Raw genomic sequence first — 17452 nt, forward strand, 5'->3', positions numbered from 1 at the left:
TCGACGGCCCCGGGCTGCTGTTCGACCGCGGCCGCATCGTCGAGATCGCGGAGCGGCGCGAGCTGCTGGAGTTGATACCCGCAGACGGCGTCGCCACCATGACCAACAGCGAGGCCGCGTGATCGTGACGGATGGAGAGCGCCAAGCGCGGGAAGCCCATCGCAGGGAAATGGAGACACTCTTCCCGCAGACCGCGCAATACGCGCGGGAGTTCTACGAGGTGCACAGCGCATCCGCCAGCGCACCAGCGGCGATGCCAGCCATTGCGGCCAGCGGCGCATCGCACGATCTGATCTCCGTTCGCGCCCGTCAAGCAGCGCACGAGGCGGTGCAGCGGATGCGGAGCGAGCAAGCCGCGAAGAAGATTGCTGGATCGTGGGACGAGGTAATCAGCGACCTGAATCGAAATCAATCGCCGCCGGTGGGTACGCCCAAATCTTGAAGCTGCCGGCGTCCGGTGCCGCACGGTTTGACATCGCCGTGCGGCGCCACCATTCAAATCGGAACGGGTAAATGTCGAAAATCATTGAGGCGCGCGCGGTCCTGAGCGCTTCGGATAAAACTGGCAACGTCCTCGACAAGATTGCGTCGAAGTTCAAGTCGGTCGAGAAGAACGCCAAGGCGCTAGAAGGCATCAAGCCCCTGAAGTTCAGTGGCGATATGTTCGAGGAGCTGAAGCGGCTTCAGTTGTCCGAGAAGCAACTGCAGGGGGTGCGCAAAGAGTTCACCCTGTTCAATGATGCGCTGAGGCAGCAGCGCCCAAAGGCCGATCATTATTTCCGCGCGCTTCAGGAGTGGCAAGGCAAGACGGTCGACCATTGGCGAAACATCAAGGCGAATGTCGACGAGACCGACAAGTCATATAAGAGGTTCTTCGCTGGCGCAGGTGCCGCCGCGCTGCGCTGGGGCCTGATCGCTGGCGGTATTGGCTCAGGTGCCTATGCCGTCAATCGTGTCGGTCGAGCTGCCATCGAGGCCAATGCGATCTCGCAGCGTGAGAGTGCGCGCGACTACCTCGCCGGCATGTCGGAGGCGGACAGCCAGCGCATCAAGGAAGAGGCGCTGCGCGTGTCCGGGCGCTATCGGTCGGTAGACGCCACCACCATGCACGAGCGGCTGCGCGACACCGCGATGAGCACGCGTTCGGTCGACAAGGCTCTGGAGCTGAGCGACGTCATCGCGCAGGGCACGACGGTTCTGCAGTCGCTGAAGGGCAAGGATCAGGCGATCGAGGAGGGTCGGAAGTTCTTCGCCGCGCTCGACGTGCTCGGCAAGAACATCGATCCGAAGGAGGTCAAGGAACTCTTCGGCGGCTACATCAAGGCGCTCGGGGTTGAGGGTGCCGACATGAACCTCGGCGAGGTTCTGACGATGTCCAAGCGGCTGAAGGCCGCCGGCTCCACGATATCTAACCGCTTCCTGATGACGACCGGCGCAGGATTGACCAGAGACATGGGCGCCGACCGCGCCGGCAATGCGCTTTCAATGATGATGCAACAGGAGGTGCAGGCCACCAAGCAGGCCAAGGAGTACGGGCAGAAGGTCGGGCTGCGCGACAAGACCGGGAAATTCGTCGACCGATCGTCGATGATGGCCGATCCTGACTATTGGGCGTGGAAGAACATCACCGCGGCAATGAAGCGCGCGAAGCTGGACCCAGAGAATCCACAAGACGTCAACACGTTCCTGCAGAGCGCCTATTCGAACAGTAGCGCGCGCGACGTCGTCAGCAAGCTGCTGACGCAGCGTAGCCAGTACGAAGCCAAGGCGGGGCAGTACGAGAAGGCCCCAGGCCTTGAGGCGGCCTCACAACTGCCTGGGAAAGACCCGTTCGTTGCCTACGAGTCCGTGTTCGCGCAGTTGCGCAATCTCGCAACTCAGGCGCCGGTGATGGACTCGGCGGCAAAGGGGCTGGACTCGATCTCAGGATCAATCGCCAACCTCAACAACTCGGTAGCCAAGGGCGAATATTCCGGGTTCTTCAAGTTCGCCAACGACTTTATGTCGGCGGCCAGGCCAACTTTGTCTGGCACAGTCCGGGATATCGAAGTCATCGGGCAAGGACTCTCCAAAGCCGATCAGATCCTCAAAACCGCGCCGGCATGGATCTCGAGCACCCTGAAATCTGGACTCTCCGGCGCCAATAACGCCGCGCGCACGGGCGGCGGCAAGGGCTTTGGCCAATGGCCGTCGTCGACCGATGCGGTGCCGTTCGTGCCGTGGTCCGACAACGCGACTTATTCCCCCGCAACTGGGCGATGGATTGCCGGCAACCCCCGCACCGGTGGCAATCGGATGCTTCCCGCGCCGTCATTCCCGGCGCCCGGCGTGACCGACACCATGACATACGGCACTGGCGCAAATCAGGTCACGGCGCAAGTCACGGGCGAAGTTCACGGCACCGGCAAGTTCGACATCAACGTCAACGCCGGATCGTCGCTGATCGAAGTGGTAAGGCGCGCTGAAGCGGTCATCGCCCTTGCGGGCCAAATCTCCAGCAACGGCCCAGGCTCGACAGGAAAGTCGAGTCCCGACGCCGCGGCGCCGTCCAACCCCCGCCCGGACTCAACCTGGAATCTTGCGCCATGACCCGACGACGCAGCACGGAAGAGCGCCTGAAGGAGCTGGAGTATCTCGTCGACGACGTGACGCGGCGGAACATGGTCGTTCAAGCGTTGTTTGCGACGTCGCTCGGCATGCTGTTGCGGCAGATTCCCGATGCATTGCGCGCCGAGATGATGCGCGAGCTGCGGGCCTGCACGTATTTCGAAACAAGCGCGCCAGATCCGCTGCGAGCTGAAACGGCCGCACTGGAGTTGGAGGAGTCTTTCGACGGGATGCTCGACATGGTCGAGCACATAGCACGAGCTACACAACAATGAAGATTGGAACGTTGAGGAAGTTTGACGAGGTCCGGGGTTATGGCTTCATCCGACCCGACGAAGGCGACTCTGATTTTTTCGTTCACATCAAGGCCTTTCAAAAGATCGGCGTTGTTCCAGAAATCGGAATGCGCCTCGAATTTGAAGAGTGGCCGACCAAGGACGGCCGCCGCCGGGCAGGGCGGCTGTTTCCCGAGCAACACGGAGAATAAGCCATGCGTTTCGGCGTAGGCGTCAAATTTCCAATCCCCAATGCCATCGCCCTGGTCGGCAAAGCGTTTGCGCGGAGCCGCATGACGGCCGCCTCGATCGGCAAAACGCCGCTGGCCGGCAAGGCATCTTCTCGCCTCGCATTCCGCTCTGCGCTCGGCAGCATCCCCGTCATCACGTCGACGTCGTTTACGATCGGCTCCAATCTCGGTTTCGATGCATTCATTGCGCACGTCGATGCCACCAACAGCCCGACCTCCTACGCGATCACCGCGGGGAATCCGTCGGGTTATTTTGCTCTGTACAACACCGGCAATTTGCGCACCGGCCTCTCGGCATCGCCACCGGATGGCGTCTACAATTTGACCGTCACCGCGTCGAACAGCTACGGCACGAGTCCCGGCAAGTCCATCGGCGTCTCGGTCGGCACGGCGCCGATCGTTGTGGGCACAACGTTCAATCTGTCGCTTCCCGCCACGTCGGGCGCGCACGTCGGCACGGTGACGGCAACCGGCGGCACGCCCACCGCATGGTCCATCACCGCGGGCAACTCTGCGGGATACTTTGCCATCGACAATTCCGGCCTGATCACCGTCACGTCGACGGGAGCCTCGGGCCTGACCGCTCAGACCTATGGCCTGACGGTGCAAGCGAGCAATGCGCTCGGAAGCAACACCGGCAGCGTTAGCATTGTCGCATCGGCTGTCGCGAGCCCTGGAGATGGATCTGCGAACGCTCCCACCGGAGCAGCCCAATTCCCGAGCCTGCTTAACGCAATGGCCGCGCGTCCTCCATGGAGCGTTGCCGGCGTCGACTACCGCACCGGGATCAACACCGGCGTCACGCTAAAGGACCCGGCGACCATTTCCATCAGCGGTGTCGACGTCGACACCGGAAACCGCATCGTCACCATCCTCGGAGACAACGTGGTCATAGATGCCTACGACTTTTCGATGGGCGGCGGCTGGTACTTGAACATCGGCAGCGTCAGTCAGATCGGCGGAAACAACGCGATAATTACGAACTGCCGATTCCAGCGGAATACTCTCTGGATTCGCAACCAGCCAGGTGCCGGCAATCCCGGCTCGACGATCCGATATTGCGAATTCGATGGCGGCTTCACGAGTGCGGACCCGAGCGCACCGGAATTCCTGATCGACTATCGAGCGAACGGGGACCACATCTTCGAATACAACTGGCTGCACAACATCGCGTGCGACGTCTTCAGCATCGCCGGCTATTACGACGATGGCCAACTTTCGAAGTGGACCTGTCGCTTTAACGTCGTGAACGACACGGGCTACAACTCGGCTCTCGGATGGCATCCGGATTGGACGCAAACATACGGGGGGGCGATCACCGAGATTGATTTTGCCTATAACACCTTCGCTGAGATCTCCGGCGGCGGCGCGGTGCAGGGCGTCTGCGGCGATCCCGGGGGGCCTTGGTATGGGGGATCGATCCATCACAACACGTTCTATGTTTCGGACACGACGCACATTAATTTCTACGTTTCGCCCTACACGCCCGGCAGCCAACTGATCGATGTGTCCAACAACTACGCTCGCCTAAAAGCCGGCGGCTTTGGAGGAACGGGTGTCGTGTTCAACTATCCCGGCTCGGAAGCCGACGGCAACTTCCACGACAACGTCAACATGTCGACCGGCTCAACCTTTGGCTCGTGGAGTGCCGGCGGCACGCCGCCGTGACCCTGACAGGAAATCTCAATCCCACCACCCCACCAAACCGGGGGCAACTCACCCCCGGTTAAGATCAGGAGGCTTTTGGAATGGCACTAGCGCTGGACGGCTCGGTCCACGCGGTCGGTTCGGGCGCATCGCTCGCGGTCGGCACGCTCACGACATCGAACGCAAACGTTGTCGTGATGATCGCGATTCAGGTCAATGGCGACTCCGTCGCGAGCGTGACCGACACCGGCTCGCACACTTGGCAACACCGTGCCTCGGCCGGTGACGCGCCGTTTACCGTCGAATTGTGGTGGACCACCTCTCTTGCCGCGTTCAACAACGCCATCACGGTAAGTCTCGGCGCGGGCGATAGCAGTTTCCTCACAGCTACCGCATGGGGCATCAGCGGAGCTGACGCGACGACTCCGTTCGATGCCAACGCGGCGCTGCCCGACACCGGAAACACCGGCGCGCGATCCATCACCACGTCAGATGCCAACGATTTCCTGATCCACTGCGCCCGGCTGAACAATCAGAACGGCACGCCGGCCACCGGCTGGACCGAGATCCAGGACAACACGGACTATTTCCTGGTCCAGTACAAGATCGTGAGCGCGACCCAGAGCGCACTCAGTGTCGACACAGGCGGCGAAACGAACAACGGCTCGATTGCCGATGCGGTCCAGCAAGCCGGCGCGCTCGTCGACAACCTGATGCCGCAAATCTGGATGTGAAGCATTTTGGCGGGGCCGGTCTTTCGCCTCCGCCATTCCCCATGGGCGACGGCGGATGTAACCGCGCCCTGGGGCCGCTCCAGACCTCTTGTTTTGTAGTGTCTGCGAAGGCCCGATCGACATTCGGGCTAGGTGGGTAGCCCCGCATCAAACGGCCCCCAAGGGAGGGTATCGTTATGGCAAAGCGTCGCAGCCGATTAGAGGACGACGAGGACGACGATAATAGCGGCTGCGAAGCTGGGGACGTTCCGGCATCAGCTCACGCATGGGGACGCGAGCCGTGGCCTGGGAAGCTGCAAGCCATACTCGACGCGCTGGAGATTGACGCGCTCGACGATGGCTCTCGGCTGTACCTTCAAAGACAGCTCCATATAGGCAGTTTGTTTGACCAAGATCGCACGGGGCATCTCGTTATGACGCTACGGTGCATCACCGAATCCGAGGGCAATGATGGCGCTCTCACGGAGCGGTATATCAGGGCCGTCTCTGGCGCGATCGGGCCATATGCCGATCGCGGCCTCGCCCTTATCGAGGCATTTGACCAAATCTCATTGGTCGGCATCTTTGAGCAGATGCGCGCGCTGGAATACTTCTACGAGAAGGAGGCCACGGACGCGCTGGAGCGGATCTTGCGGCACAAGCTGCGCCGTGCCCTTGATCCAACAGCGCCAGAGCCCGCGCCGCCTCCAACCAAGCAAGAGCGCCTTGCCGCGGCCAAGGCGCGTGCTGCCGCGGCAAGGCTCGCGACCGTCGAGCGCAACATTGATCTTGGCCGGCGGATGGCCGCGCTTCGTGACTTGACCCCATGCAACAAAAAGTTTGGCCGGTTGCGCGCGCAGCAATTCGACTTCCCGCAACGGGAATCCGCGGAAATGCTCAGGGTGGCGCGAATGTACGGCGAGCGGCCCGAGTTCTATCGCATCACAACTTGGCCGGTTCTCGTGGAGCTATCCGGCGCCATTCCTGACTCGTGCCGGCTGGCATTCGAGCGCCGCATTCAATCTGGCGAGGCCGTGAAGGCGAACGAAATCGCCGCGGCGCGGAGGGCCGCAGCTACCTAGCTTTCGCCTTCAGGCCGAGCAGCACAAGCCGGCGCCGAGATCGTCAGGACCGGCAAGGGCGTCAGGCAACCTCCAGCGGCCCCGGCCCCATGACATTCCTCTCTATCCGGGCCGGGGCCGTCCTATCGCATTATCGTCTACTCGCTGCCGGCGCAGGAGGCACACCGCGCAGGCCTTACCAACCGGCCCTGTGCAAAAGTGAACATAATAAATTTCCGGGCGGGGCTAGGCTGGCTGTGCTTGGTCCCAAGCCAGGCAACCTCCAACGGCTCCGGCATTTAGGGTTGTGCCGGGGCCGTTTTCCTTTTTGCCCTTGGTGCGGTGGTCCATGTTTAACGATGCACTCTTCGATGAGTTGAGGCAGCTGGAGCGCAATGTCGTCGACGCTGAGCGGCGGCTGGCCGAGCAGGAGGCGATGATCGTCCACCTGAAACGACAACACCAGGATGTCAGCAGCGCGCAGGCCGAACTGGAAGTCATGCGCGAGAACCAGCGGCAGCGTCAGCAGGACCGACAGCGGCTTCTATCGTTGCTGCAACGCTAAGGGACGTTCTGCAGTGAGGCTCCACGCGGCATATGGTTCAGCGCCGGGGCCAGGATCGGTGCCGTCCTGCCGGCGGCCGTGCATGCCGCGATGCCGGCCGCCTCTTGCGAGCGGCGCTTCTCCGAGCCCTACGGGAGCAATGTTCACTCCGCGGCCACCTTTTTTATTGCGATTTAGATTGACGGGATATATCGATTTAATATTATTTAATGTGGCAATAACCTAGATTATATAGTGCCCGTGCCTGAGCTTGGAACCTGAAACGCCGGGCATTTCCCTCAAGCGGCGCAGGGAGACCCAAGTGGCATGGATCGAGATCACCTTAACGCGATGTCCATCGATGAGTTGTGGGCGCTGCACACCGACGTCGATCAGGCCCTAACCATCAAGCTGATCGCAGCAAAGCGCGACCTTGAGGAGCGGCTTGATCAGCTCGGCCGGAGAGCAGACTGGAACGAGCCCGGGAAAAAGCACCACTAAGGCGCGACAGAGCCTCCCGAGCGAGTGTTATAATTCGTGATTAATTGGAATTAACTTAATCTATGTTTTTTGGGTCGGTGCATGATTTAATTGTTGCCTCGCTAGCAAAAGCGCGGCGCGGCTTCCCCTCCATTCCCTTGCGCCCGCTCGGAAGGTCCGGCCATGACTGGTCTCCATGATTTCCAGAATTCCCCAGCCCCAGCCCCAGCCCCAGCGTCAATGCGATCGGCCGCTCCCTTAGAATGGGCCAACCCGCCCGAGGCGGGCAATCTCGGCGGTCGAGCGGATGCCGCGACCGCTGTTCTTCGGCACCGCTTCGAAGTGCTCGCTGCTCAGATTGCCGAGTTGGGAGCGCTTCGCGAACGCGTTCTTGAGGCTGAGCAGAAGATCGCCTCTTGAGCTGACCAAGGCAGGCTGCCTTCGCTTGGCAGAAAAACTCGCAATTGAGGGCTCTTGCGCTTGAACTAGTGATCAAGCGGCAGCAACAACACTGACCTTTTGAGCCGTAGCGTGGCTTGGTGATTCGTTTCTTACGTGGGGATGCAGCAAGGGGAGGCGAGATATGGTCAAGCGAGTTCGGATTACCGCAGGTGATCTGACAGATCACGACATCGGAACAAACGACGTTTTGGTCGGCGCTGCGGACGTGATCAACTTGCTATATGGCGATGCCGGTGGAAGCCTGCTCGATCACGCTATTGGAGGAAATGACACTTTTACCGGCGGCACGAACTCGACGAACTTTTTCGTTGGCGATGCGCGTCGAGACATGTCCGATCACGCGAGAGGTGGTGCCGACACATTCAGCGGTGGGGCGGACTCGATCAACACGTTGATCGGTGACGCGGGCGGAAACATGTCCGATCACGCCACCGGTGGCGATGACACCTTTTCGGGTGGCGACAGCCACTTCCAACAGCCTCCTTCCACGAACATCGCCTACGGTGATGCCTACGACAGTATGTCTGGCCACGCTCGGGGCGGTAACGACACTTACATGTCTGGGATTTTGGCCACCAATACGTTCTATGGCGACGCTGGCGGCAGCATGTCCGACCACGCAAGCGGCGGCCAAGACACATTCACTACAGGCCCTGCGCTGAGTGGCTATGACGCGACGCCCACCACGTTTTTCGGTGACGCCGGCGAAAACATGTCTGGGCACGCAAAAGGGGGCGACGACACGCTAACAACGAATGGCCATAGCAACACCATCCATTATTACGGCGACGCGGGCGGAAACATGTCCGACCGGGCCCAGGGCGGCAACGACGCGTTTACAACGCGCGGCATTCAAGACAACTACTTCTTTTATGGCGACGCCGGCGGCAATTTGTCTGGTCATGCTTCGGGTGGTGACGATATCTTGAGTTTTCTTCCCCACCCTGGCGGCGCGATGAACGACTTCAGCTATTTCTACGGCGACGCCGGGGGCGACATGCTGGAATTTGCGCATGGCGGCAACGACACGATGGACAGCGCTGCAAACGATATCGGTAAGGCGACCTTCTTTGGTGACGCCGGCGGAAATATGCGGGATCATTCAGTCGGCGGCGATGACAAATTCGTAGGTGGCCCGAGCGCGTTTTTATGCGCGGCTTACGGTGATGCACTGACAATGTCCGGCGATGCGTCTGGTGGCAACGATACGCTTATAGCGGGCAGTGGTGGTTACAGCACCTTAGTTGGCGATGCGCAGACTATGACCGACAGAGCCCACGGCGGCAATGACAGGCTGATCAGCGGCACCGGAAAAGACGACATGTGGGGCGACGCTCAGGCAATGCTCGGCCTCGCGAAAGGAGGAAACGACTACTTCGCCTTCAATTTCAACAGCGGTCACGACAAGATCGAGGATTTTGGTCAGGGCCTCTCAAACTTGGGAACCGACCACATCGATGTTTCGGCTCTAGGCATCGTGAACTTCAGCGGTCTGACCATCTCAGCATTCGATCCGACGACGCAAGAGAGCACAATCACATTCAGTGCAGGCAACGATGTCGTAGTGCACAGCGAGGAGGCGCTCAGGCCGCAGGATTTCATTTTCGCGCCGCATGACCTCTTGATCTGAAGGGGAAACAGGCTCGCCTTGATTCAAGATCGATGGCGCGCCGGGGCCTCGCGAAGGCCCAGGCGTAAGCATCCCGCTGTTCCTGATTTAACGCGTTTTTCTGAGACAGCAACGTGTTTCAGCGCCCCGGATCGATCCCCCAGCAGTCGGTCCCGATCCTTGCAGGTGCAGAGCTTTATCTCATTCCCACGGCGCCCAGTTCGTCCATTAAGGAACTGGTTACAAGTCAATGTTATCATTGTGTATTACGCCGCCATTTGCGGCGAGCATTCTGAGAACGGCTTAATACTTCGACACGCCCGGTTGGCGGTCTCTTTCAGGAGAGGCCCAATGTTTAAGGGCTTAACGGCGGCAGTTGTGGCGCTGATTAGTACAGCGCAACTGGATCGATACCTAACCAACGGGCGGTACACCGACGCGGCCACAGATGTGCTGCGGCAAATCAGGTTCGCGTTTGGATTTTGAGGCGCCCATGGACAATTTGAGGCCGGTGACGGAGGGCATCTCCTGGACTGATCTCGACGCCGAGGAGCAACGAGCCATTGCGATACTGGGAGCCGGACTGTCTATCGAGCTGTGTGATCCCGTTGCTCTCCTGAAATTGAAGTGGCTAGGGCTGATCGTTGGGTCCCATTTGACGGCCACTGCGCACGAGTTTCGGAGGCGCGTTGTTTTAGACGAACTCAGAGCGCGGGATTGAATCGTGTAATCAATATCGGCGCGCTTCAAAATCAGCTTGGTAGTAGTGTTGAATAAGGCGGGGAGTGAAGGTGGCGAGTGCAATTGAGCTGATCGTGGAGGGTTACGTTTCCCTAAGGGACCAAGCCGCGCTTGATGAGCTTCGGACGCAGCGCCGCAAACTTATCGCAGATCTCAATGCTTGTACCGGGATCGACTGCACAAGTACGATCCAACAGATCGAGAAAGATATCATCGTGATCGAGGCTGGGCTGGCGCACCTGGATGGTGCGGCGAAGACCTAACCAAGCTGCGAACGTAATAGCCCTGTCCATGAACGGCTGACCTGATTTCGTCGCTGACCTTGAGAACTCGTTTCCTGCTCCTGCGCCACTTATGTACAGAGTAAAGCACTGGTACGGGCGAGCCTGAACTTAGAACGAGCAAGTCGCGCTTGTGATTGCGATAGACATCGAACATCTTTCGCCCCGCTGATCATATTGAACTAAGAATGAAATACGCTTCCATCATTTCATTCGACTAGCTTAGTGTCTCGAATGGCTGTGAGGGTTGTAAATCTGCAACGCCTGCGGCTTTTGCTTTCCGCGTTCCGGATTTGGAACGAACTAAATTGTAGGCCTGAACCATCGCCAAGCAGATTATCTTATTCTTGTAACCTGAACCTTTTCGCCATCATCCACGTTGACGATTTCATCGTCGCAAACAATTACATCAGATACAGCCAACCAAAGCGACGACGTGGGCGTATCTGTCGGGTCTACCTTCCACATACTGCCGTCCTCTAGCTTCAAAATCTGCCCATCAGCTAGGACTTCTTGTATCCAATGTCCGTCATCGCAGGCGCATGCAGGCGTGGTCGCGATAGCGCCTATGACTGCTACGGCGCAGAGCGGCACCAGCCTGATCTTCATTCGGAGTTTCTCCCTCAAGCTCCCGCCGGTCCTTGCGCGATGTCGATCACGTGCCGATCAGTGCCAACCGTAATGACGATAGTGTACGTCTTCGGTCCTCCGCTCTCACTTGCAACTGGTGGCGCCAGATGCAATTGCCCGCCGTACCATTCACCCGGCATCAAGGTGTTGTCCTTAATGACTGCTTGCTCCAATGCCGCCATGTTGCGCTGCCCCGTCTCGACTGTGGCGGCGATCATCGCTTCGTTTTGAACGGCCGCATTGTTCTGCGCGATCACAGCCGCAGTGGGGCTGTAGAACGTTCCGGTGCGTCCGCTGGGGGTGGTGTAGCTGCCATGACCAGCGTTCGCGGCGCTGTAAGCGTTGGCACCCGCGGCCAAGCCAGTGAGGAGGGCGGCGGCAACCTGCCGGTTTCGCTCCTCTTGGACCAGCATCTCGTAGGTCACGACCTTCATCTCGAAATCAGAGCCTGCGGCGTGCTGGACAGCCTCGACTTGCCCGACGCGGAAGTCGACCGGCTGCTTGCTTAGATTGTTGATGCCGACGACAAACACCGGCCGTCCGTTCGCTTGCATTTGACGCGACGCTGGTCGCACCAGGACGAGCGAGCTCTTTTGTCTGGAGACGAGGGCGGGCTGCCCGTCTCGCATGAGGGCCTGCTGCTGCGGATTTGACGCTCGGAAAGAAACCGTCTCGCCGGTCGACATACAGCCGCCCAAGAGGGTGCAAAGCGCTAAAACACCCAAACTACGCATAGAGGATCCCCCGACCCGACGCGCGCATCAAAACGCAACTGTCGCGCGAGATCAAGGGGCGGCACCAGTTTCGAAATCGATCGCTGTTGAAGGTCAAGGCCCGTCCAGGGTGCTGGTCGGCGAGAGCTAACCCTTCCACCTTGAGGCACGTTATGCAGGGCCCAGGACACAGCCGCCTTGCACGCGTGGGGTTAGCGCGCGTGCGAATCGAGCAGCATGGCTCTGAGCTATGATCTACGATCCTTCTATCAGTCGGGAACAAGTGGCAATCTGGCGCATTCCTTCTTTGCTCCGGTGTACCCCAAGAGCCCCCCTGAAGCCGGAGCAGACCCCAACGGCCTCAGCTGCCGCCCAGCTGAGGCCGCCCCTTTTGTCCCGAAGGGTCACGGCAGGGCGGGGATGCTCAGAGGCGCTTCTGAGACGCAAATTGGGGTGGACTGCCGCTCGCGAAGTTCGGCCTGACATCGGCTCCACGGTTGCCGCATCCGCCGCACACGAAGCGCGGCTCGACATCAGACAGGCGAATGTCGTCAGGCCAGCGATCGGCGCTGACAGCAAGGTTATGGCCGCAGTGGCAATAGACCAGGACGCCGCGCAGCCCCATCTCGCGCATCTCGCCAAAGGTGATCTTCATGGGACGGCCGTCAACGTGCGTGGGCGTGTGGCGTCGAGGAGAACGAGACATGCCGCCATCAAAGCGGCATCGTAAGCAGCTCGCAAATTATCGATTCCTGGTGGCTCGGGACTCGCGCGAGCTACGGCCGCTAGTAGGTGTGGACAGACTGAAATCCCCGGTCCGCTACCCGGGGATTTTCGAGCGTGCAGGGCATCAAGGGGGCCGCCTTCCTCGGTCGCCGACGAGGCGCCCCTGAAATGCCTATTTTCATAGGGTCTGCGTGCGCCCTGCCGACGCTTGGGCTAGGGTGGTAGCCCGCAGCATGAATTTGCCCTTGAGGGTGCGGAGATCGCCCCATAGGGCGCCGGCCACGGAGTTGCCGGTTCCGGGTCCTTGCGGTCTGGTGAACTAGGCGGACCGAACGCCCACGCCAACGAACGACGCTGTCGGTGCCGTCCGAACAAAGGCTGGGGGGGGGCCACTTGGGTGGCGGGAGCCCGCCTGAAGGGGGGTGATGAGGGCGCGGCGTTCTGTGCGTGCGCACCGGTGGATCAGGGCGGCAACGTGGTGCCGATTAGAGCATGACGTCAGCCGTGTGCGTGCATTGCATCGTACATCGTTCTAAGGAAGCGGGTTCGCTTTGATTGATCGAGCCAATTATAAGTTTCGTCAGCGTAGTCGGATAGTAGCTGAATATGGTGGCTGAAGTGCTTCTTAAGATCAGGCTCAACCGCATATACCCCGATCCGGCGCACCGATTTGCCAAAGACATCGCGCGACTTGTCGAGGACGATTGATTTCAGTGCGGCCTCATCTAGCCGGACCGACTGCTTTCGCAAGTCGAGCGTGCTGGCGATATGCATTTTGCCGTTGCGCAGGGCGAAGTCGGCCAAGAGCCCCTCATTCGGTGCCACAGGCAGGGAGCGAACAATCTTTCCGTCTTTCAGTCCCTGCTCAGGCTTTGCTAGCGCCTTCGCTTTCCGGAACGTTGTGGCGATCTCCGTATTGATGCGCGAGACCGCATCGGTCGGCTTCGGTTTCGGAAGAAGGACCAATGTGTCCATGATCTCTTCAAGGGTTCGTTCATAGTCGGATCCGCCATGAGCAGCTAGAGTCCCCACTCCGCTTGGAGAGATCATCGGTTCAACAAGCGCCAGTCGCTCCAGCAAGACCTCAGCCGGTTCACCTGAAGAGCAAAGCGCAGCGATTCGCTCTCGCACACCTTCGATGCGAGCTTCCCAGTTTTCGCGAGTGAGCGCCTTGAGCTTGAACGCCGCCTGGGCAAGACGCACGTCCGCCTTGCCCTCCCGGAAGACAACGATCCCCACGTTCACGCGTTCGCCGCGCCGGCGATCTGGGGTGGCAGTTAGAACCGAGTACTTATAGATATGATCCATTGCGGATGCCTTGGCGGATTTGGTCGATTCTGTCGGTTCGTTGGCTAGAGTTCCACCAATCTACAATTTTGCTCTTTTGTTCGGCTGAAAGCCAGCTTCTCGGATGAGCATTTATCGCCTGCACGATGTGCGATTCCTTAACTTCGTTAAGTCGCTGCAGTGTCTGGTCTGCTTCTGCTTGATCGATGTACTCACCAAAAAGATGGCAAAGGACGCGGCGAGCCAAGATCGTCTTCTTCTCAGGCGCGAACGGCAAGCTTGGTAGGGGCATGCCGTTAAACAGCCATGCTCGGGAATAGTCAAATGCGAGGACTGCCCAGCCACGGCGCTGCTGCCGGAACAGGAAATTGTTCAAGTGACGATCTTCATTATGGATGAAGTGGTCGAAAGCGTAGATCCGGGACAACGCCGCAGAAATGTCGCTCAGAGCGATCGCGCCGCGTCGCACCATGTCCCACCAGGGTTCGGTCGCCACGCCACCCTCCCACCGAGAGCCAAAGACCAAGGTGCCATCCGGGCGCTCGACCGCGGTGCAGGGTGGAGATGGAATTCCGACAAGCTCAGCTAAGCGGGTGCAAAACCATTCGTCATGAGGCGTAAATGCGCTCGAGCTGCCGTCCTTGACCACGTAATCGCAACCGTCGTCGCACCGGCAGATGCCGCTTGCATCTGCAGTTCCTAACCCATCCGGGTCGCACCACCTAATTCGTGGAGGAACCAACACCCCTCAAGCCCCCGAGTCCTCAGCTAGACACGATTCCGCAACCGCAAGGCGAGCGCAAGGGCGAGTGGACAACAAGCGGTGGATTGTCGCGTTTGGGTCCTTTGACCTGCAGCGACTCGATTCTGCACTGAGCGGAGGGGATATGATCGGAACTCAAACGGAAGGGGTCGCGGGCCGCAGGCGATCCTTGAGCCGGAAGTTGAAGCCGCCAGGGGGCGCCGGGCGGCCTCTTCCTCAATTGGTGGGCGTCAGCCCAAAGCATCTCATGGGCGCTTCACCCTGAGCCCCAGTTCCACCAGCCGGCGGATGGCTTCGGAGCGGTTGGGCTCGTCGTCCTGCTGCGATGCCCACGCTTCGATTTCTTTGGTGAGTTTCGGAGGCAGCCTCAATGCCGTGATGGGGTCTTTGCCCGTTGCCGGACGCCCGCGCCGCTTTTTAGGTATAACCCTATTTGACTTCGCCATATTTTTGTATAACCTAAAAGCAAGCCGAGGGGAAGTTGCAGCTTCCGCCTCGGCTCTAACCCCGATCAAGAGAGGCAGTTACCCCATGACCGAAGCTGACCGCGTGCGTAGCACGCCACCCCTAAACTCGTCCTCAAACAATGTCGCCGGGACGACAACCGTTGATCACGTCGAGACCTCCTCTCGACGCCGATTCCTTGCCCAAGCCGCGGCTGTCACCGCTGGGGGCGTCGCGCTTGGTGCGGCACTTCCGCTGTCCGGATCGGCCAAGGGCGCCGATCTGGCAACAGATCCGATGTTTGCCGCAATCGAGGCCCACAAGGCCGCCCGCGCCATGACATCGACATGGCTCGCCCGTTACTGCGAACTTGAAACCTTGCTTCCACAGGAAAAGCGTCGCTCCTCCATCTGCGCCTGGGGAGAGACCATCGTCGCGACGGATGACCCTCGCTGGATCGAGGCGGAACGAAAGGTTGACCTAACCAGCGATGCGGAGTTCGACGCAGCATACGCACTCCTGGAAGTCGTCCCCACCACAAGAGAGGGCTTGTTGGCCCTCCTCGGGCACGCCATCGCGCACGAAGCGGACCATTACAGCTGGCCGGAATACTGGAACAGCGACTTGCTGGAGTACCTCTCGGAGGTGCTGCCGCAACTCTGGCAGGAGGGGAGGGTCTGATGGATAAACATCAGCATCTTGAGGAGATCGACCGAAGCCTCGCCGACATTCAGGTGATGGGACAAGTCGCGATCCGAGCAGCGCAGAATCTCCAGCTCTGTGAAGACGATTCCGGCTGCTACCGTCTGCCAGAGCAGGAGACGTCGATACTGTTGTTCAGCGTTCACGACGTCTTGGACCGGATCGAGAAACTGAGAGCCGCCAAGGCGGGGCCGGACGCGCGGACGGTCGACGAGGCGGACATCCACGAGGGGGGCATCAACAAGAACCAGACCCGGCAACCGAACGCGGATGTTCTATACGAACTTCGGCACATGGCCATTCTCGGCATTCGAGTGCTGGAAGGAATGGACGAGAAGTTCCACCAATCCCACGCAGAGGCATCCGAGGCGCTGGCCTTCTGTCTACACGACATGCTCGAACGCATCGACAGGCTGGAGCACACCGCGGGGCGGGACTGATCCGCATCCCCCTATCCCATGACAAGGCCCGGCCTAGCGCCGGGCTTTTTTCATGGGCGCCGACGACGCAGGTAGGCACCAAAGGCTGCGATAATTCGGGATCCATTCTCAAGGCAATCAGTTGGACCGAAATGCGCATCCAGGCGATGACATGGGCAGCAGGCTCGCTGACCGTCCTCGGTCTTCTGATCTCCGCATGCGCAAGTCACCAGTCATCTTCAGCGAGCCCGTCCGGGGCACCGTGGGCTCGCGATCTCAATGAGAGGCCGCCAAGTCGGGAGCCAGCCGATCGAGGGATAGTCCCAGAGGTGAAGTCTGACCTAAAGGCGACGAGAGACAGAGTACCGCGCTAGGGAGGCGGCTTCCATCCCGCGCTCTTATAAGACCTGGTCTGCGTCGCCAGGCACCACATCCGCGGACAACAGGGACGAAGCCAGTAAACAGGTTCGCGCTATAGCTCGCGCTCCATCGCGGGATGCCTCCGGTTCTTTATCTTGATCCAATGCTTCTGGCGCCCTCCGCGGTACGGCCGATCGCGGTGCTTGGAAACGAGCCCCTCAAGCCCCATCCGGCAGGCCGCTTGAAATAGGTCGGGCCCGATCTCGCCGCGTTCGAACGGCGCCACGCTGATCCCGTCGGGGCGGTGAGCCAATAGCTGCTCAAGGCTCGCCTTCCGCATATGAAGGGGTAGGGAACGGAGATCATCGCCGCCCGTCGCGAGAATATCGAAGGCGTAAAGCTGCACTTCGTGATCGTATCGCCGGCTATGCAGCGCGTTGAAGTCGCTAATGCCGTCCACCCCGAGGATCACAGCCTCGCCATCGATCACAAAGCGCTTCTGTCCGTTCTTCAGCGCCGCCTCGGCTATCCATGGGTAGCGCTTGGTCCAATCGGTGCCGTTGCGCGAGAGGAGACGCACGCGCTCGTTCTCCCGGATGACCAGCATTCGGTAGCCGTCGTGCTTTACTTCATGGATCCAGTCGGGCCCGTTCGGCACCTGCTTGCCGGCGGTAGCCAGGCAAAGCTCGTACGCCATACGCATGGTCCAAAAGATAGGACTTTTCGCTGGCTTTACG

The 17452-nt window shown here is 59.9% G+C and carries 21 protein-coding genes; 13 read left to right on the forward strand and 8 right to left on the reverse strand.

From position 1 onward, the window contains the following. Positions 1 to 118: 118 nt before the first annotated feature. From IC50_RS32365 to IC50_RS42675, 9 genes are all read left to right on the forward strand, one after another. On the forward strand, positions 119 to 442 hold the full coding sequence (locus IC50_RS32365; protein ID WP_157461151.1) for a hypothetical protein: 324 nt from the start codon (positions 119 to 121) through the stop codon (positions 440 to 442). 71 nt (positions 443 to 513) lie between these two features. Beyond that, positions 514 to 2589 carry a hypothetical protein gene (locus IC50_RS32370; RefSeq protein ID WP_035715007.1) on the forward strand — a complete coding sequence of 692 codons (2076 nt, stop codon included), beginning with the start codon at positions 514 to 516 and terminating at the stop codon, positions 2587 to 2589. Further along, on the forward strand, positions 2586 to 2882 hold the full coding sequence (locus IC50_RS32375) for a hypothetical protein (RefSeq protein WP_035715011.1): 297 nt from the start codon (positions 2586 to 2588) through the stop codon (positions 2880 to 2882). The genes IC50_RS32370 and IC50_RS32375 overlap by 4 nt, the downstream gene beginning before the upstream one ends. Beyond that, positions 2879 to 3094, forward strand: coding sequence for a cold-shock protein (locus tag IC50_RS32380; RefSeq protein WP_035715014.1), 216 nt, complete (start codon positions 2879 to 2881; stop codon positions 3092 to 3094). Before IC50_RS32375 ends, IC50_RS32380 begins: the two co-directional genes overlap by 4 nt. Positions 3095 to 3097: 3 nt before the next feature. Next, positions 3098 to 4801 (forward strand): cadherin repeat domain-containing protein, encoded by a 1704-nt coding sequence (locus tag IC50_RS32385; RefSeq protein WP_035715019.1) that lies wholly within the window; start codon positions 3098 to 3100, stop codon positions 4799 to 4801. Positions 4802 to 4977: 176 nt separating this feature from the next. After that, positions 4978 to 5514, forward strand: a complete 537-nt coding sequence (locus IC50_RS32390) for a hypothetical protein (RefSeq protein WP_157461153.1) — start codon at positions 4978 to 4980, stop codon at positions 5512 to 5514. A 176-nt stretch (positions 5515 to 5690) separates the two neighbouring features. After that, positions 5691 to 6575 carry a hypothetical protein gene (locus IC50_RS32395; RefSeq protein WP_035715026.1) on the forward strand — a complete coding sequence of 295 codons (885 nt, stop codon included), beginning with the start codon at positions 5691 to 5693 and terminating at the stop codon, positions 6573 to 6575. Between the two features lie 328 nt (positions 6576 to 6903). After that, on the forward strand, positions 6904 to 7119 hold the full coding sequence (locus IC50_RS32400; protein WP_035715029.1) for a hypothetical protein: 216 nt from the start codon (positions 6904 to 6906) through the stop codon (positions 7117 to 7119). Between the two features lie 306 nt (positions 7120 to 7425). Further along, positions 7426 to 7599, forward strand: coding sequence for a hypothetical protein (locus IC50_RS42675; RefSeq protein WP_193374177.1), 174 nt, complete (start codon positions 7426 to 7428; stop codon positions 7597 to 7599). Between the two features lie 237 nt (positions 7600 to 7836). On the opposite strand, the gene IC50_RS41655 is transcribed toward IC50_RS42675, so the two are convergent. Then, positions 7837 to 8007, reverse strand: coding sequence for a hypothetical protein (locus IC50_RS41655; protein ID WP_157461155.1), 171 nt, complete (start codon positions 8005 to 8007; stop codon positions 7837 to 7839). 154 nt (positions 8008 to 8161) lie between these two features. Here IC50_RS41655 and IC50_RS32405 point away from each other — a divergent pair, with 154 nt between their 5' ends. Further along, complete coding sequence (locus tag IC50_RS32405) at positions 8162 to 9670, forward strand: hypothetical protein (protein WP_050991161.1); 1509 nt, start codon at positions 8162 to 8164, stop codon at positions 9668 to 9670. A gap of 770 nt (positions 9671 to 10440) precedes the next feature. Next, entirely contained in the window at positions 10441 to 10653 is a 213-nt protein-coding gene (locus IC50_RS32415; RefSeq protein WP_035715055.1) for a hypothetical protein, read from the forward strand. Here the strand turns inward: IC50_RS32415 and IC50_RS43400 are convergent. From IC50_RS43400 to IC50_RS41665, 6 genes are all read right to left on the reverse strand, one after another. Next, positions 10601 to 10828 (reverse strand): hypothetical protein, encoded by a 228-nt coding sequence (locus IC50_RS43400; RefSeq protein ID WP_050991162.1) that lies wholly within the window; start codon positions 10826 to 10828, stop codon positions 10601 to 10603. The genes IC50_RS32415 and IC50_RS43400 overlap by 53 nt on opposite strands. Positions 10829 to 11007: 179 nt before the next feature. Next, positions 11008 to 11280, reverse strand: a complete 273-nt coding sequence (locus IC50_RS41660) for a hypothetical protein (protein WP_157461156.1) — start codon at positions 11278 to 11280, stop codon at positions 11008 to 11010. Positions 11281 to 11294: 14 nt separating this feature from the next. Then, the gene (locus tag IC50_RS32425; protein WP_157461158.1) at positions 11295 to 11834 is read right to left on the reverse strand and encodes a hypothetical protein; all 540 of its coding nucleotides are present in this window, start codon (positions 11832 to 11834) and stop codon (positions 11295 to 11297) included. A 604-nt stretch (positions 11835 to 12438) separates the two neighbouring features. Beyond that, positions 12439 to 12720 (reverse strand): hypothetical protein, encoded by a 282-nt coding sequence (locus IC50_RS32430; RefSeq protein WP_035715040.1) that lies wholly within the window; start codon positions 12718 to 12720, stop codon positions 12439 to 12441. Between the two features lie 518 nt (positions 12721 to 13238). Continuing rightward, a complete protein-coding gene (locus IC50_RS32435) occupies positions 13239 to 14048 on the reverse strand; it encodes a DUF3037 domain-containing protein (RefSeq protein WP_081492566.1) in 810 nt (269 codons plus the stop codon). Beyond that, positions 14032 to 14772: a HipA family kinase gene (locus tag IC50_RS41665; RefSeq protein ID WP_347369238.1), complete on the reverse strand. Its 741-nt coding sequence runs from the start codon at positions 14770 to 14772 to the stop codon at positions 14032 to 14034. The genes IC50_RS32435 and IC50_RS41665 overlap by 17 nt, the downstream gene beginning before the upstream one ends. 549 nt (positions 14773 to 15321) lie before the next feature. On the opposite strand from IC50_RS41665, the gene IC50_RS41670 reads away from it, so the two are divergent. Together IC50_RS41670 and IC50_RS32450 are read left to right on the forward strand one after the other, a co-directional pair. Continuing rightward, on the forward strand, positions 15322 to 15915 hold the full coding sequence (locus tag IC50_RS41670; RefSeq protein ID WP_157461162.1) for a hypothetical protein: 594 nt from the start codon (positions 15322 to 15324) through the stop codon (positions 15913 to 15915). Beyond that, entirely contained in the window at positions 15915 to 16376 is a 462-nt protein-coding gene (locus IC50_RS32450) for a hypothetical protein (RefSeq protein WP_035715049.1), read from the forward strand. The genes IC50_RS41670 and IC50_RS32450 overlap by 1 nt, the downstream gene beginning before the upstream one ends. A 451-nt stretch (positions 16377 to 16827) precedes the next feature. On the opposite strand, the gene IC50_RS32455 is transcribed toward IC50_RS32450, so the two are convergent. Next, positions 16828 to 17418: an ATP-dependent DNA ligase gene (locus IC50_RS32455; protein WP_035715052.1), complete on the reverse strand. Its 591-nt coding sequence runs from the start codon at positions 17416 to 17418 to the stop codon at positions 16828 to 16830. Positions 17419 to 17452 lie beyond the last annotated feature (34 nt).

Source organism: Bradyrhizobium genomosp. I (2014), assembly GCF_000261685.1.
Classification (GTDB): Bacteria; Pseudomonadota; Alphaproteobacteria; order Rhizobiales; family Xanthobacteraceae; genus Bradyrhizobium.